Annotated in this window: 12 protein-coding genes; 4 read left to right on the forward strand and 8 right to left on the reverse strand. The window is 38.8% G+C overall.

All coding sequences use genetic code 11. The annotated features are described in order from the left end of the window. Positions 1–3 precede the first annotated feature (3 nt). Positions 4–843: a sigma-70 family RNA polymerase sigma factor gene (locus tag HQN86_RS17570; protein ID WP_172662214.1), complete on the reverse strand. Its 840-nt coding sequence runs from the start codon at positions 841–843 to the stop codon at positions 4–6. A gap of 60 nt (positions 844–903) precedes the next feature. Between HQN86_RS17570 and HQN86_RS17575 the strand changes: the two genes are divergently transcribed. The 3 genes from HQN86_RS17575 to HQN86_RS17585 are packed head-to-tail and all read left to right on the forward strand — an operon-like array spanning position 904 to position 4,047. Next, on the forward strand, positions 904–2,445 hold the full coding sequence (locus HQN86_RS17575) for a TPM domain-containing protein (protein WP_172662215.1): 1,542 nt from the start codon (positions 904–906) through the stop codon (positions 2,443–2,445). Between the two features lie 25 nt (positions 2,446–2,470). Next, the gene (locus tag HQN86_RS17580) at positions 2,471–3,535 is read left to right on the forward strand and encodes a carboxypeptidase-like regulatory domain-containing protein (protein WP_172662216.1); all 1,065 of its coding nucleotides are present in this window, start codon (positions 2,471–2,473) and stop codon (positions 3,533–3,535) included. A gap of 41 nt (positions 3,536–3,576) precedes the next feature. Beyond that, the gene (locus HQN86_RS17585) at positions 3,577–4,047 is read left to right on the forward strand and encodes a group II truncated hemoglobin (RefSeq protein ID WP_172662217.1); all 471 of its coding nucleotides are present in this window, start codon (positions 3,577–3,579) and stop codon (positions 4,045–4,047) included. A gap of 171 nt (positions 4,048–4,218) precedes the next feature. Here HQN86_RS17585 and HQN86_RS17590 read toward each other — a convergent pair whose 3' ends face one another. The 7 genes from HQN86_RS17590 to ppnP all read right to left on the reverse strand — a co-directional run bounded on the left by HQN86_RS17590 (position 4,219) and on the right by ppnP (position 13,656). After that, on the reverse strand, positions 4,219–5,979 hold the full coding sequence (locus tag HQN86_RS17590; protein ID WP_172662218.1) for a RagB/SusD family nutrient uptake outer membrane protein: 1,761 nt from the start codon (positions 5,977–5,979) through the stop codon (positions 4,219–4,221). A 2-nt stretch (positions 5,980–5,981) separates the two neighbouring features. Further along, positions 5,982–9,263: a SusC/RagA family TonB-linked outer membrane protein gene (locus HQN86_RS17595; RefSeq protein WP_172662219.1), complete on the reverse strand. Its 3,282-nt coding sequence runs from the start codon at positions 9,261–9,263 to the stop codon at positions 5,982–5,984. Positions 9,264–9,332: 69 nt separating this feature from the next. Then, positions 9,333–10,256 (reverse strand): FecR family protein, encoded by a 924-nt coding sequence (locus HQN86_RS17600; RefSeq protein WP_172662220.1) that lies wholly within the window; start codon positions 10,254–10,256, stop codon positions 9,333–9,335. Positions 10,257–10,400: 144 nt separating this feature from the next. Continuing rightward, entirely contained in the window at positions 10,401–10,937 is a 537-nt protein-coding gene (locus HQN86_RS17605) for an RNA polymerase sigma factor (protein ID WP_172662221.1), read from the reverse strand. 390 nt (positions 10,938–11,327) lie between these two features. Further along, positions 11,328–12,077, reverse strand: a complete 750-nt coding sequence (locus tag HQN86_RS17610) for a DeoR/GlpR family DNA-binding transcription regulator (RefSeq protein ID WP_172662222.1) — start codon at positions 12,075–12,077, stop codon at positions 11,328–11,330. 4 nt (positions 12,078–12,081) lie between these two features. Then, a complete protein-coding gene (locus HQN86_RS17615) occupies positions 12,082–13,257 on the reverse strand; it encodes an MFS transporter (RefSeq protein ID WP_172662223.1) in 1,176 nt (391 codons plus the stop codon). Between the two features lie 84 nt (positions 13,258–13,341). Then, positions 13,342–13,656 carry a pyrimidine/purine nucleoside phosphorylase gene (gene ppnP, locus HQN86_RS17620; protein WP_172662224.1) on the reverse strand — a complete coding sequence of 105 codons (315 nt, stop codon included), beginning with the start codon at positions 13,654–13,656 and terminating at the stop codon, positions 13,342–13,344. Between the two features lie 171 nt (positions 13,657–13,827). Here ppnP and HQN86_RS17625 point away from each other — a divergent pair, with 171 nt between their 5' ends. Continuing rightward, positions 13,828–14,394 (forward strand): serine protease, encoded by a 567-nt coding sequence (locus HQN86_RS17625; RefSeq protein WP_172662225.1) that lies wholly within the window; start codon positions 13,828–13,830, stop codon positions 14,392–14,394. Position 14,395 lies beyond the last annotated feature (1 nt).

The following is a 14,395-nucleotide window of genomic DNA, read 5'->3' on the forward strand; positions in this document are numbered from 1 at the left end:
CTCTTAAAGACAATCAGCATATCTAAAGCGTGACAACTTATCTGGATTTCGGATAAAAAAGATATTAGCAATTTCATTTTGCTCAAAAACAAATATCTGGCAACTTACCATCACCCCATCTTCATAATGAAACATTGCCGGTTGATGATTAATCCTTCCATATTTAAAGGTTCGTTTGGCAAAGAATTTCGTTTGCAATCCTTTTAAAAACTTAATTACATTAGCCCTACCCAAAACAGGCCTTAAAGCAGCCAGTACTTTTCCGCCGCCATCAGAAATCACAGAGATCTCCGCCTTAAGCATCAACTCCAGCTCCTGAACATCACCCCTCTTTATTGCATTTACATATTTTAAGAGCAATTCTGTTTCCACATCATTTTTACCCTGCTTCTCCCTCTGTTGCAAGCTTTGTTTTGCTCGCTTCAAAATTTGTCGCGAGTTATCAATGGTTATTTCCAATACCTCAGCAAGCTCTTCATGGCTATAATCAAAAGCTTCTTTTAGAATAAACACTGCCCTTTGGCGAGGCGTTAATTTTTCCAGAAGCACCATTAAGGAATAAGAAAGCACCTCTTTTTTACTCAGGGCAGAATCAGCGTCATTGGTATCAATAGGTTCCGGCAACCATATTCCCGGATACTCATGTTGCAACCGCTCATTTTGCTTCTTGTAATTAATAGCCAAATTAATTACTGTACGCACCAAATAAGCTTTTTCATTAATAACATTGGAATCTATCTGCAAGAATTTTAGAAAAGCATCTTGTACGATATCGAGTGAAGCCTCGTAGGATCCTGTAATATTGTATGCGTACGTAGTCAGTAAGGGCCTTAAATGATTCATAGTACTACTATTTCAAACTTAAAGAAAAAAAGAGATATTTACTTAACGCTACAAACGCTCATGAGAACATCAACGCTACTGCCATTTATCCTTTTATTCTCCATATTTATTGGGTGTAAACAATCGAAAGAGAAATTAATTCTTAACATCCCAGACCCTAAAACACTTAACGAATCATATGTCAGCAATCCAGACAAAATACTTGCAGACGAGACTGTTTTTACATTAAATGAAAAACTCAGGGAATTAGACCAGTCGGGGAAAGCACATATTGATGTGGTATTTGTCAAGACTATTGGAGATAATGTACCCAAGGAAATTGCAACAATGTTATTCAACTCATGGAAAATCGGTGACAAGAAAACCAATAATGGCTTGCTTATATTTATAGTTGAAGACCAACACCGGATAGAGTTTGAAACAGGTTATGGATTAGAAGGAATATTGCCTGATGTAACATGTTACAAAATCCAGCAAGACTACATGATTCCCTATGCCAAGCAGAACGACTATGACAATGCAGTAAAAAAAGGCGTAGATGCGGTTATTGAACACATCACCACAGAAAACAATGCAATATACCAAGCACCCGACACCACTTCAGTTGCAGAGGTTGAGGCCCCACCGGCTATTATTGACCCTGGCATTTCAGAACCTTATGATATCACCCCACAAGCCCTCACAGCACCGGTAAAACAAAGGGCCGCTCCCATTGTTGATTTCCTTTTGCTCATAATCCTTGCCATTTATATTGTATTTTCTTCGTTGGTTGGTCAGCGGTTAACAGCACACAAAGGCATACCGCGACTAAAAAATCCTGTGATCTATTTTCTTTGGATAGTACCGGTTACCCTGGTTATTTTATTAAACATATACCTGCCATTTGAATGGCATAACATCAGAACAATTCTAATACTCTATTTCTTTCTATGGGCGTACGTGAACTTACATTTCTACTTTTTAGGCAGGAAGCTAACTGCCACCCTAAAAGATAAAACACCGCACGAACAGTATCTGACATGGCAATCAACACATTTGCCATCCCAATACATCAGAAAAGCATTCCCTACAACATTTTTAACATCCTACTGGAATAAGTACACTGAACTGCTGCATACTTTGCGATCAAGCCCAATGACATGCGAAAAATGCAGCAATAAGATGATTATACTAAATGAAGAAAAAGATGATCAATACCTGTTAAAAGGAAATATTATAGAAGAGCAAATTGACTCCATAGATTACGATGTATGGGTATGCAGATCTTGTAAAACAGAACTGATACTCGATTATAAGAATCCTGAATCTAAAGCCCAGGAATGCTCAAAATGTCATTTCCATACCTTTTTATATAAACGAAGGGCTATCCATAAAGCTTCAACCACAGAAAATGAGGGCTTCGGCTATAGCTATTATCTATGCGAATATTGCAAATACGAAGAGAAGATAAAGTTTATCATCCCAAAAGTATCAACCTCAAGCGGATCTTCCTCTTCGGGCAGCAGCAGCAGCTGGTCTTCTTCTTCCAGCAGCAGTAGTAGCAGTTCTTCAAGCAGCAGCGGAGGCTCATCAGGAGGCGGCGGGGCTGGCAGCAGTTGGTAGGCGCTTATTAATTAACTAATTAATTATGAAACAAATTATACGTTTAATCTTCATTATTTTACTTACCGCAGATTCATTAAAAGCTCAGGAATCTTTTACAATAAGCGGCACTGTATTTAACGCAAAAGAGGAAATTATACAAGGTGCTACTGTGTTTATTGATGGCTCTGAAAAAGGTACAGCAACCAATGCAAAGGGCGAGTTTAAATTTGCCAATATAAAACCCGGCACCTATCAGGTAATTGTGAGCATGATTGGTTATGCTTCCACAAAACAAAATGTAATTATCCAGAACCAGTCTGCTTCACTAAATATTCATATTAAAGAAAAAACAACTGTTCTGCGTGAAGTAGTAATTGGTGATGACTCTCAGCGCAAAGAAAACATAAAAATATTTCTTAAGAATTTCCTGGGTGAGTCTGCTAATGCAAAAAAATGCAAGATACTAAACCTCGAAATTATTGATTTTTCGACCATCAAGACAATACTGGAGGCCACATCAGATGACTTCCTGATTATTGAAAACAAAAGCCTGGGCTACCGCATAAAATACCTGCTCAGAAACTTTCGCTACAACAAGGGAACGGGAGTTACAAGTTACGATGGGGAATCTGTATTTGAAAATTTGGCAGGTACTGAAGAAGAAAAAAGCACCTGGATTGAAAACAGGAAAAAAGCTTACCAGGGTTCCCTCATGCATTACTTAAGATCACTCTATAAAAACAATTTGAGGCAAGAGGGCTTTATTACTCTTGAAGTAAAGAACAACAATCAGCCATTACAATTAGCTCCCAATCCGGTAAACATGGAGCAATACATCAATACTGTTGACAGCAATTTTATTCAGTTGAAATTCAAAACCCGTCTATATATTGTTTTTAATAAAGAGAATACTTTGAAAGCTGACAGCCAGGATCAAAATGGTACCATCACAAAAATGATGGGGAAGGATGGTTCTATTATGCGCCTGTTTTTAGATAATGCTATAATAGACAGTAAAGGCAGCTATGTAGATTACAGAAGCTTTTTTATACAGGGCTTTTGGGGTGGCAAAAGAATTGGCGACCAACTGCCATTTGAATATAATTAGATTCATCTATCTTTATATTGATCATCAAAAAATAGAAACAGATGGAAAAGAATATTCCAACACTTTACGAATGGGCCGGAGGCATGCCTGTTTTTGAGAAACTTATGAGTTCTTTTTATAAAAAAGTTCTGCTTGATGACACTCTTGAACCTATTTTTAAACATATGTCTGCCGATCATCAATTGCATGTAGCACATTTTATTGCCGAAGTTTTTGGTGGCCCTAAAATGTACAGTTCCGAAGAAGGTTCGCACTTTAAAATGATTCAAAAACACCTTGGCAAACATTTAACAGAAACCCATAGAAAACGTTGGGTGCAGCTTCTTATAGAAACTGCAGACGAGCTTACTTTACCTGCTGATCCTGAGTTTCGCTCGGCATTTGTAGCCTATATTGAATGGGGAACCAGGATTGCTGTTTTGAATTCTTCAGAAATGGAAGTGGCATTAAATCCGGATGAACCCATGCCCAAATGGGGATGGGGAGAGCCTGGCGGGCCTTTTATCCCATAAACACAATAGTTCGTATTTCTGACCTCCCCTACTCATTCTTAGTTCGTAAAAATGTGCATTTTCTCGAACAAGTGTAAAACAAGCGACGAACCAGCTTTAACCAAAGTATACAAGAAAGGGTTGTCAGGGACAACTTTACGCCCTAACAACCCTAAAAAAAACTGAATAACCTTAGTATCCCTGATTCTGATGGAATGCCTTGGTTACATCTAAAGTTGATTGAGGTATTGGAAATATCCTTCTTGTAGGCTGAGATGTTGGCTTGGCACTAAAAGGAAGTTCATATTTTCCAAAGCGGATCATTTGTGGTCTTCTGAACATTTCCCAATACGTTTCAAAAGCAATCTCTTTATAAAGACCAGCCTCGTCAAGCGATGTTATCGCTACACCCGGTGCATTTCCATAAAGCGATTCTCTTTTTCTTGACGTGCGTAAAATGTTGATGTCGTTTAATGCCAAGGCAGTTTGTCCTTTACGGAAATAGGCTTCTGCCCTCATGGTATAAATAACGCCTAAACGGAACAAGGGGATATCAACATTGCTGGTTCCGTTTCCTTCTTCAGGGTCAAACTCAAACTTAAATACGCGCGCTCCCCTGTTGATCTGGTTTTGAGCAAACACAGCTTGTGTAGGGTTAGTAAAATTAAGTTCAGGAGTAAAATCCATACGTGTACCGGTACTTTTTTCCATATAAAGCTCAGAAACTTTAATCCTTCCGTTGTCAGTCATTTCAAAACCACCCGAAGCATTAAGTTTAGGCCCATACTGAGGCCCAACCATGATGCCGCGATTGAAATGAAACCATGGCAGGTTATTGCTTTTAGGAACAATATCTGATGCGGGAACACTACCCACTGCATCGTTCATAAACCAGGTTCCATCGCTATACTGGTACTTTCTGGTAAACCTTGGATCGTCGTGGTTTCCATTCCAGGTAGCATAAAACTCCGGACTGATACAGGCTGCATTAGTTCCTCTGTTTGCAGGAGATGGTTTTTGGTTACGCTCTACACCAACATATGCAAAGGAATTAGAACCGTTTCTGATGTAATCTATTTTTTGCACCACCACAAAAATAAGTTCAGAACCACCTGAATTTTTGATTGCGAAGTTGTCGAAATAGTTGGTTTCCAAACGGAATTTACCAGGGTTGATCAATAATGAGGTGTAATAGATCACCTTATCCATATCAGTATCATTGCTGTTTACCGACTTCTCATTAAAATTAAAGGAAGCTGCATAGCGATCTTTATACACTGCACGGTTAAGGTACATATTAGCTAATAATCCATAAGCCGCCTCTTTAGTAAACCTTCCGTTATGAGTGGATTGCTCTCCCAACGTGGCAAGACTTGGAATTAAACCCTCTACCTCGGTAATAAGTCCGTCTATTGCTGATGCTGCCTGTCTAATTTCTAACGGGGCATTTTCATTAGCTGGATCACGGTAAGGCGCTTGCCCAAACAGATCAAGGGTAGTATAGGTATAGTAGGCTAATAAGCCTTTAGCTTCGGCAAGGAAAAGATCCTTTTGTGCGCCGGTACCCGTGCTGTTTGCTTTTATAGCTGTTAATGATCTGGTGATGCCATTGGTAAGCATATTCCAGTTATCTGTTACAATCGGATTATCGGCCGCCCAGGTAAACTCATGCATAGAACGCCATTTACCGCCATCGCCCCAGTCGCTTCCACGTGTAGGCAGCAGGGCCTCGTCTGTTGTATATTCCTGTAATGAAAATACCGCCCCATGATCTACAAAGGTTCCGTCGCCCAACCTGTCGTAAGCTGCCGCTAAAGCACCCGCAGGATTGGAAGCATCTTCACCTAATACTTCATCAAGCACAACCTCGTTTAATTTTGTACAGTTGGTAAGAAACAAGGCTCCAAGTAGAAATATGATATTTCTTGCTCTAAATAGTTTGTTTGTTTTCATTTTTATAATTTTATAGTTGCACCAAAAAGAAACGTTTTTGCAGTTGGATAGCTAGAATAATCTATACCCAATGATTGGTTTCCACCACTCGCTTTTGGACTGTTAATTAATGGGTCGTAACCACTGTATTTAGTGATTGTAAATAAATTTTGTCCGGTAACATAAATGCCTAAACCATTAAGCCAGGTCAGCTTGTTGAACTTAAAATTATAGCCCAAACGTGCTGAATTAAGTCTTAAGAAATCCGATTTCTCTAAGTAAAGTGTAGAAAGCTGAGGGGGATTTGCAGGATTGGCACCAGATTTAAAATAACGGGTAGAAACGTTTCTGTCTGAAGCCAGGTTATTAATGTTTAATGCATTTAACCCCGTATTATTTACCAAATAACCACCCGACTGGCCTATGATTGAAAAGGAGAAGTCGAAGCTTTTGTAATTCATCTGGCTATTAAAACCGTAGGTAAATTTGGGAATTGCACCTTGAATGATCACACGGTCATTGTTATTGATTACCCCATCGTTATTAACATCCTTAAAGATGTTAGCTCCTTTATCATCATATCCGATATGTTCCAATAGGTAAAATGAGCCAGCAGCATAACCACTTTTATAAATATTGGCCGCTACCCCTGACTGTCCGGGACCTGAAATTGTTCCTGAGAGGATTTCGGAAACGGGTAGGTTTTCAATTTTATTTTGAAGTGTGGCACCGTTGACATCAATTGACCAGCTGAAATTACCATTGTCGATCAGCCTGGAGCCCAACATAAACTCAAACCCTTTGTTTACTATTTTACCATCAATATTTACCCATACGGTATTGGTAGGGCTTAGCACCTGTGAAGGAATATTAAGAATGGCATCAGTTGTGGTTTTTTTGAAATAATCTAATGTTCCGTATAATTTGCCTTTCCATAGTTCAAAATCCAATCCCACGTTGTATTGAGTTACTACTTCCCACTTTAAATCAGGATTTGGTGTTCTGGTAACAGAGATGCCGTTTACCAGAGCTAAATCATTATACAAATAGTATCCGTCGCCGGTTGATAGTGCGTAACTGGCTTTAGTGATTTTGTTTTCGACCTCCTGGTTACCAGTTTGACCCCAACTGGCTCTTAATTTTAGGTTATCAAGGAAAGAAACATCTTTCAGGAAATCTTCCTGCGACATGTTCCAGCCAAGTGCAAAGGAAGGAAAGTAACCGTATTTGTTGTTTTTTCCGAAACGGGTAGAACCATCGGCACGTACAGAAGCTGTTAACAGGTATTTATTTGCATACGAGTAGTTAACCCTTGAGAAAAAAGACTGCAATTCATTTTCCTGCGCAAATCCGAATACTCCTGTTTGTTTACCTGCAAAACCAGGGTTGTTTTCTGGTAAAACACCTGAGCTTTGATCAGCTATCCCATCAATGCTAAAGCTATTTCCGCCCCGCTCAAACTTTTGATAGGAGAACCCGCCAAGTACTTCCAGTTTGTGTTTGCCTTCTAACAGGTTATAGTTCAGGTAGTGCTCCATAAGCGTGCTTTTGGAGTTTAAATTGTACTGCACGTATTTCCCGGTTGGATTAATGTCTGTTAGGTTAGGGAATATAGTGGTATTCCTTTCTGCTACAGAACGATCTAAGCCCAGGTTAAATTTGTATTCAAGGCCTTTTACTATTCTGAATGAAACGTCCATATTTCCAAGCACTCTTAACGTGCGTGTTCTGTCGCGATAAACGCTAAGCAAATAAGCCGGGTTGTAATGCGCATTCATGTTGAAATTGGTGTATTTACCATTTTCATCAAATACCGGACGTGTTGGATTAGACATTAAGGTTTGGATGATCAGCTGTCCATTGGAACCTCCATCGTCGCTGGTCGGAACGCCATCATCTTTTGTTTCACTTGCGGTAAGGTTTACGCCTATTTTTAAACGCTGGTTGTCAAGAAAAGATTCAGAGGCATTGATCCTGCCTGAAGTACGTCTGAAGTCACTGTTTTTAACAATACCTTCCTGGTCCATCTGTGCGGCAGACACATAGTAGTTACCAGAATTTGTTTGTTTCGAAAACGATAATGAATTGTTTCTGGTTTGTGCGCGACGATAAATCACATCCTGCCAATCGGTGTTGCCACCATGGTCAAAAGCTTTCTCGGTAATTGCATTACGGTATTCATCTGCCGAAAGCAGATCAAGCTTATGTGCTACGGTAGAAAGGCCAAGGTAAGAATCGGCGGTAAAGGTCGCCTCTCCCTTTTTCCCTTTTTTAGTGGTTACAATAACTACCCCGTTGGAACCGCGGGCTCCATAAATTGCAGCTGCAGAAGCATCTTTTAAAACAGAGATAGATTCAATATCACTTGTATTTAAAAAGTTAAGCGGGTTCTTTGCCTTGGATGATCCAAATCCTACATTTTGTCCGGTCGGGCTTACGTCGTCGTTAGTTAAAGGTACTCCATCTACTACAAAAAGCGGCGTGCTTCCACTTCTGATAGAGCCTACACCACGGATGGTTACATCAACACCACCACCCGGCTCACCGCTGCTGTTCACTACCCTTACACCGGCAACTTTACCTTGCAATAAGTTATCGGCCGATACCACAACTCCTTGTCTGAAGCTCTTTTCATCCAATTGGGTAACTGAACCGGTTACATCTTTCTTTGTTTGTTTTCCATAACCTACAACTAAAACTTCGCCCAGACTGGATGCATCAGGCTCCAGTTTAATGGTAAGCACATCGGCATCAATTACAACCAGTTTGCTTTTATATCCAATAAATGATACTTCTAAGGTTTTTCCTTTGGCAGATCTGATTTCAAATTCGCCTTTAGTACCTGTACTAACAGCATTTTTAGAATCTGTTTCTTTAACTGTTGCACCTATAAGCGGCAGGTCGTTTTCATCCAACACTTTACCCTTTATGGTTTGTTGAATTGAAAACACTTTAGCAGGTGTTTTATCTTTTTTATTCTTACTGATCAACACCAGATTTTCAACAATACTATAGCTAAAATCGGCTTTTTCAGACAGGTCCTTAAGCAGCTCTTTAAGCGGTTTGGAATAGGTAACCGGGTATGTCTTCTTATCTGCAATTACCGCCTCGCTATAGCTAAACTTATAGTTGGTTTGCTTGCTCAATTGTAAAAAGATGTTTACCAAGGTCTCGTTGGATGCCTTGGTATTTTCGTTGAAGTAACTGTTAACCAATGTTTTTGACTGGGCTGGTTGCAGAAGCAGGAAACCGACGGCCAGAAAACATATCTTTTTCAGGTTAAAAAAAGTATATTTATAATGCATATTTAAGTTATTAATTTATTTGATACTTAATAGTTAGCCGTAGTTGTTCTCAGCAACTGCGGTTTTTTTTTAATGACTTACGGTTACTGTCTCTCCATATGGTTTGAATTTTAGGTGTGTAACATAATTGATTTGATCCAGGATATTTTGAAGTGATAAACCGCCTTTGATATATAGCGTTATCCTTGTATTTAGCATTTCTTTGTCCTCAGGTTTAAAGTTTACTCCATACTTGAAATTGAGGAGGGTAAATACCTTATGGAGGGTTACATTGTTTAAATCTATATCCTTCTTATACCAGCCGTAAAGCGACATATCGCCTACTCTTTGTTTTTTAAGTCCTGATGTACTGAAAACCGCTCTTTCATTGGGTTCCAAATAAGTAATCTGCTTATCTGAAGAGACGCGCACATGCCCTGTGATTACAGTAACGCTTGACCTGCCTTTATCAAGACTGATATGGAATGAGGTTCCCAATACTCTTGTTTTAATATTAGCAGAGGTAATGATGAAAGGATGTTTTGGATCTTTTGTTACTTTAAAAAAAGCATTGCCTTTTAGCAAGGTAACAGATCTGGTTTTGCTATTAAATTGTTCAGGGTATTTAAAAACTGAGTTTGCAGCAAGGTAAACCAGTGTACCATCAGTAAGCTTTACAGAATCGGTAGCAGAGGCAGTTGTTACGGTAATATCTTTAACATCAACCTTAGCGTTTAAAAAGACTCCAATGCCCAACATCAAGACAATACATGCGGCGGCTGCATATTTATAATAGATTGCGAAAGATTTTTTTACCGTGCCATGGGCCTTTATGTTCTTAAATATCTCGGCAGAAACATTTTCCTTAGAACCCATTTTAGTGCTATCCCATTCAGCATTGTCAAATTCTTTTTTTAGAAAATCCTCCAACAGATTTTTCTCTGCTTCAGAAATTTCATTTTTCTCGCTTTTCTCTATCAGATGCCTGAGATAGTGTACCTTCTTTTTTGTCATAATACTTATAAATCAACTATAAGTACCAGCGATGGCAAAAAAGTACTATCGGGGTATGTTAAATAATTGTTAATTGTAATTCACTTTCTAATCAATGAGAGATTATTTCGTCATCTCTCCTATCGTCGAGATGACGGGCGTGTACTATAGCATGATATGAGTGACAAGGTAAATTCCAATTGCAAAGATTAGCAAAGATGTTTCTCCGGCATGGACTCTTAGCTGCTTTAATGCAGAAGAAAGCTGGTTTTTTACCGTTTGTTTAGAGAGGTTCAGCGTAGCTGCAATTTGCGCTATATCCATTTCCTCTAATTTGTTCATAATCAGAATTTCTTTCCTTTTCTCAGGAAGATGTTCTAATAAGGAGTAAAGTTTATCGAGCAATTCTGGTTCTAGCGAAGACGTGTTCTCGACCAGGTAGTTTTCAAATTTTTCCTCAATAACTACCGTATCAAAGCGCTTTTTCCTATACTCTTTTAGTACCTGATTTTTGGCGGCCCTAAATAAATAATGCTCTATAGATAAAATCTGGACTTTATCTCTTCTGTCCCACAGGTCGGTAAAGATATCCTGTACTATGTTTTGTGAAACATATTCGTCACCCGTCATCTTAAAACAGAAGGCATATAATTTTTCCCAATGCTGGATATAGATATATTCAAAGCTTTTAAGGTCTTTCATTGGAGCTTGTCTGTTTGTGCGCTAAGTAACAAAACTTAAATAGCCTCAATTTTATTTAAAGGTTATATTTAAATTAATTCTTAGTATTTGGTTAGCTGAATATACCTATTTTAAACTATCAAGCAAAGACCGAAGATTGCATTTCTAACCAAAATTTATTTGCAGGATATACACACCGGCGCAATTGAGGATATTCTTTCTACATTTTGATGCATATTATACACTGGCTCTTTTGGGGGTGGCTGGTTATTAATGCTTTAAAGGACTTTTCATTGGCTGGCCTTGCTTTTGCATAACTATATATGTCCGGGGAGGACCTTTTAGGAAAGTGAGAGAGATAGGCGCAGGAACCAGGGTGGGTGTTTAGGGTTCATCCACCCTTCTTCTTGATTAAACCAGTTTTATTCCCAAATTGCGATAAGCGTCTAATCTGCTATCGTCACTTGGGATATCAGTAATTAGCACATCTATTTCCTGCATGTCGCATACTTTAAAACTATGCACGCCATCCAATTTCTCTGTATTACTCAATGCAATCTTTTTTATGGAGGAATTTAGCATTGCCTGTTTTACTTCTCCATCTTCATTTATTGCTGCAGTAATTCCAAATTTACTCTGAACAGCACATGTTCCCATAAAATACACGTCTGCCACATAATGCTTAACCTCTTCGCAAGTTTTAACACCGGTATTGGTTTCTGTATTGCGGTTATAAACCCCGCCTAACACAATTATTTCAATTTCTTTAAATTTTGATAGAATTGGAATAAGCGCCTGGTTATTAGTAACCACTCTAAAGTTGGAATCTAGTGGCAAGTGCGCGGCAATTGCACATATAGTGGTTCCCCCATCCATAAACACGGTTTGCCCCTTTTTGATAAATTGCTGTGCCTTTAGGGCTATTACATCTTTTCCTTCGGTAAGATACGCTGTACGATTCTGAAAACTTAATGGGTTTCTTGAAGGTAAAATGGCGCCCCCTCTTACCTTAGCTAATAATCCATTACTATGAAGTGTTTCAATGTCTCTTCTGATGGTATCCTCAGAAACATTTAGTTCGGCTGACAATAAATCGTAAGCTACTTTGCCGTCACGCTTTAAAAGACTAATAATATGATCAAAACGCTCTTCTCTTAACATAACACTAATGTTTAGGTTTCATTTTATAGAAAACAGCTACCAGAATAAGCAAAAAGCCGCTAAAACCTAAAGCTATGGGCAATGAATAATGATGAGCAATAAATCCAAGCATAGCTGGTCCGGCCAATTGTCCGGCATAGCCGATGGTAGTAATTGCGGGAATGGATACTGAAGCAGAAACATTTTTTAACCGGCCACCTTCACTAATGAACACGGGGACAATATTGGCTGCGCCTAAACCCAATAAGATAAAACCCAGCAGAGCAGTAACCAACCAAGGCGTGAGTATTACTAAAAAAATACCTGCGGCACCAATAAGGCTTCCACCGATAACAACTTTTGGCCCGTCAAGGTGGGAAACCAGTTTATCTCCAAGTAATCGCATAGTGGCCATTGCAATTGAAAATGCTGCATAACCAACGCCAGCCAGTTCTTCGTCTATTTTTCTGTTTTCTGTTAAGAAAACTGCACTCCAGTCTAACATCGATCCTTCGGCCAGAAAAACAGCAAAACACATTGCGCCTAAAAAAAGAACACCTCCGGTTAGCCACGAGAACGAGCTGGAATTACTATTCTGATCATGTGAAGAGAAATCTTTAATAGCAGCCCTTTCGGTCTGCTGATCGAATAATGAGCTGTATTTCCATGAAACAATAATGATCAGCAAAACAGCGATACTTACGGCGGCAGTTATTGGCTCCAGGCCAAGTTTCATCAGGAAACCCAAACCCAGCGAGCCCAAAAGCCCGCCAACACTAAAAAGTCCGTGAAGTGACGACATAATTGGTTTACCAAATCTATTTTGCACATGTACTCCGTGAGAGTTCATTGCCACATCGACAGTGCCTACCGCCGAACCAAATATGAACAGTACCACTCCCATCCAGATCACATTGTCCATAATTAAAAGCAATGGAAGTGTTAGCGCCATAACTAAAGCAGAGCACAGCATAACTATCCGGCTCCCGTAGCGATTAGACAAAATACCACTTACGGGCATCATACTAATGGCGCCTGTACCTAACAGTAAAAGTAGTAAGCCTAAACTTGCATCGTTTAACTGAAGCCTTTCCTTTGCATAAGGAACCATCGGTGCCCAACTCGATACGCCAAGTCCACATACCAAGAATACTGCTTTTGTGGCTCGTCTTGCTTTTATCGTTTTTTCAATGATGTCCATAACGCATATTTGTACTGCAAATAAATGCAAATTTGCACAAATACGCAAAAATAATATGGTTTTAGATAAAAGAATTGAATTAGATTAGCCGTAATAGCAGATATAAGCTACATCGTCGTCACATATAATATCAAAAGAAGTACCAGCAGCCACGTGGAAATTTTCCTGGCTTTTATATTCTTTATAGCTGTCGCCCGGAAGTTTTACATGCATAATGCCAGATACGATTACCATTTCTTCTGGTGATGATGCAGAAAACGTATAGGTTCCCTTTTTCATTACGCCAACTGTAGCTTTGCCTTTTAGCGTTTCCAGGCCAAGGCTTTGCACTTTGCCTTCAAAATATACATTGTGAGATATTACGTCGTTAAGTTCAGAAGAGTTATCAGAATTACTCATGATTATAGTTTTATTCGGTTAAAGGTTGTTTCTGAAGGCAAATGTATTAATTAATAAATCTCAATTCTTAATTTTCATAAAGTTCCCGCTTAGATTTCCAAGCCAAAATTGGTGTTTTTTAATGCCATTTTTGGTTTGTTTAAGTTTTAGAAAAATTATATTTTTACAACAATGGATTACTTTAACGCTCTCGAACCCTTACTAAGGGCATATTGGTATATAGCTATACCCGTAAGTTTGATATTTATAATTCAAACTATTTTAACATTTATTGGCGTTGATTCTGCAGATGGAATAGACGCCGATTTTGATGGAAACCTTGATCATGCGGATGCACCCTTTCAGCTATTCTCATTCAGAAATTTAATTAACTTTCTTTTGGGATTGAGTTGGGCCGGTATCTCATTTTACTCCATTATTACGAATAAACCTTTACTGATCATCGTGTCCGTTTTAGTAGGAGCTGGTTTTATCTTTTTGTTTTTCTTAATAATGAAGCAAATTCAAAAGCTGGCAGAGAACAATACTTTTAAGATAGAATCTACCTTAAACAAAAATGCAACTGTTTATCTGCGCATCCCAGCAAATAAAACAGGAACCGGTAAAATCCAGATCAGCATTAACGGATCCTTTCGGGAAATTGATGCCATTACCAATGGAGAATCAATAGAAAGCGCATCAACTGTAACCATCATTAGTATAGAAACCCAAAACATAGTCTTAGTAGAAAGAATTTAGA

Source organism: Pedobacter panaciterrae, from assembly GCF_013204795.1.
Classification (GTDB): Bacteria; Bacteroidota; Bacteroidia; order Sphingobacteriales; family Sphingobacteriaceae; genus Pedobacter; species Pedobacter panaciterrae.

What these genes read in the sequence shown, in the direction of transcription:
- HQN86_RS17590 (WP_172662218.1), bottom strand. Translation starts at nt 5,979, where the DNA reads ATGAAAACAAACAAACTATTTAGAGCAAGAAATATCATATTTCTACTT.
- HQN86_RS17570 (WP_172662214.1), bottom strand. Translation starts at nt 843, where the DNA reads ATGAATCATTTAAGGCCCTTACTGACTACGTACGCATACAATATTACA.
- HQN86_RS17585 (WP_172662217.1), top strand. Translation starts at nt 3,577, where the DNA reads ATGGAAAAGAATATTCCAACACTTTACGAATGGGCCGGAGGCATGCCT.
- HQN86_RS17575 (WP_172662215.1), top strand. Translation starts at nt 904, where the DNA reads ATGAGAACATCAACGCTACTGCCATTTATCCTTTTATTCTCCATATTT.
- HQN86_RS17605 (WP_172662221.1), bottom strand. Translation starts at nt 10,937, where the DNA reads ATGAAAGACCTTAAAAGCTTTGAATATATCTATATCCAGCATTGGGAA.
- HQN86_RS17615 (WP_172662223.1), bottom strand. Translation starts at nt 13,257, where the DNA reads ATGGACATCATTGAAAAAACGATAAAAGCAAGACGAGCCACAAAAGCA.
- HQN86_RS17580 (WP_172662216.1), top strand. Translation starts at nt 2,471, where the DNA reads ATGAAACAAATTATACGTTTAATCTTCATTATTTTACTTACCGCAGAT.
- HQN86_RS17595 (WP_172662219.1), bottom strand. Translation starts at nt 9,263, where the DNA reads ATGCATTATAAATATACTTTTTTTAACCTGAAAAAGATATGTTTTCTG.
- ppnP (WP_172662224.1), bottom strand. Translation starts at nt 13,656, where the DNA reads ATGAGTAATTCTGATAACTCTTCTGAACTTAACGACGTAATATCTCAC.
- HQN86_RS17600 (WP_172662220.1), bottom strand. Translation starts at nt 10,256, where the DNA reads ATGACAAAAAAGAAGGTACACTATCTCAGGCATCTGATAGAGAAAAGC.
- HQN86_RS17610 (WP_172662222.1), bottom strand. Translation starts at nt 12,077, where the DNA reads ATGTTAAGAGAAGAGCGTTTTGATCATATTATTAGTCTTTTAAAGCGT.
- HQN86_RS17625 (WP_172662225.1), top strand. Translation starts at nt 13,828, where the DNA reads ATGGATTACTTTAACGCTCTCGAACCCTTACTAAGGGCATATTGGTAT.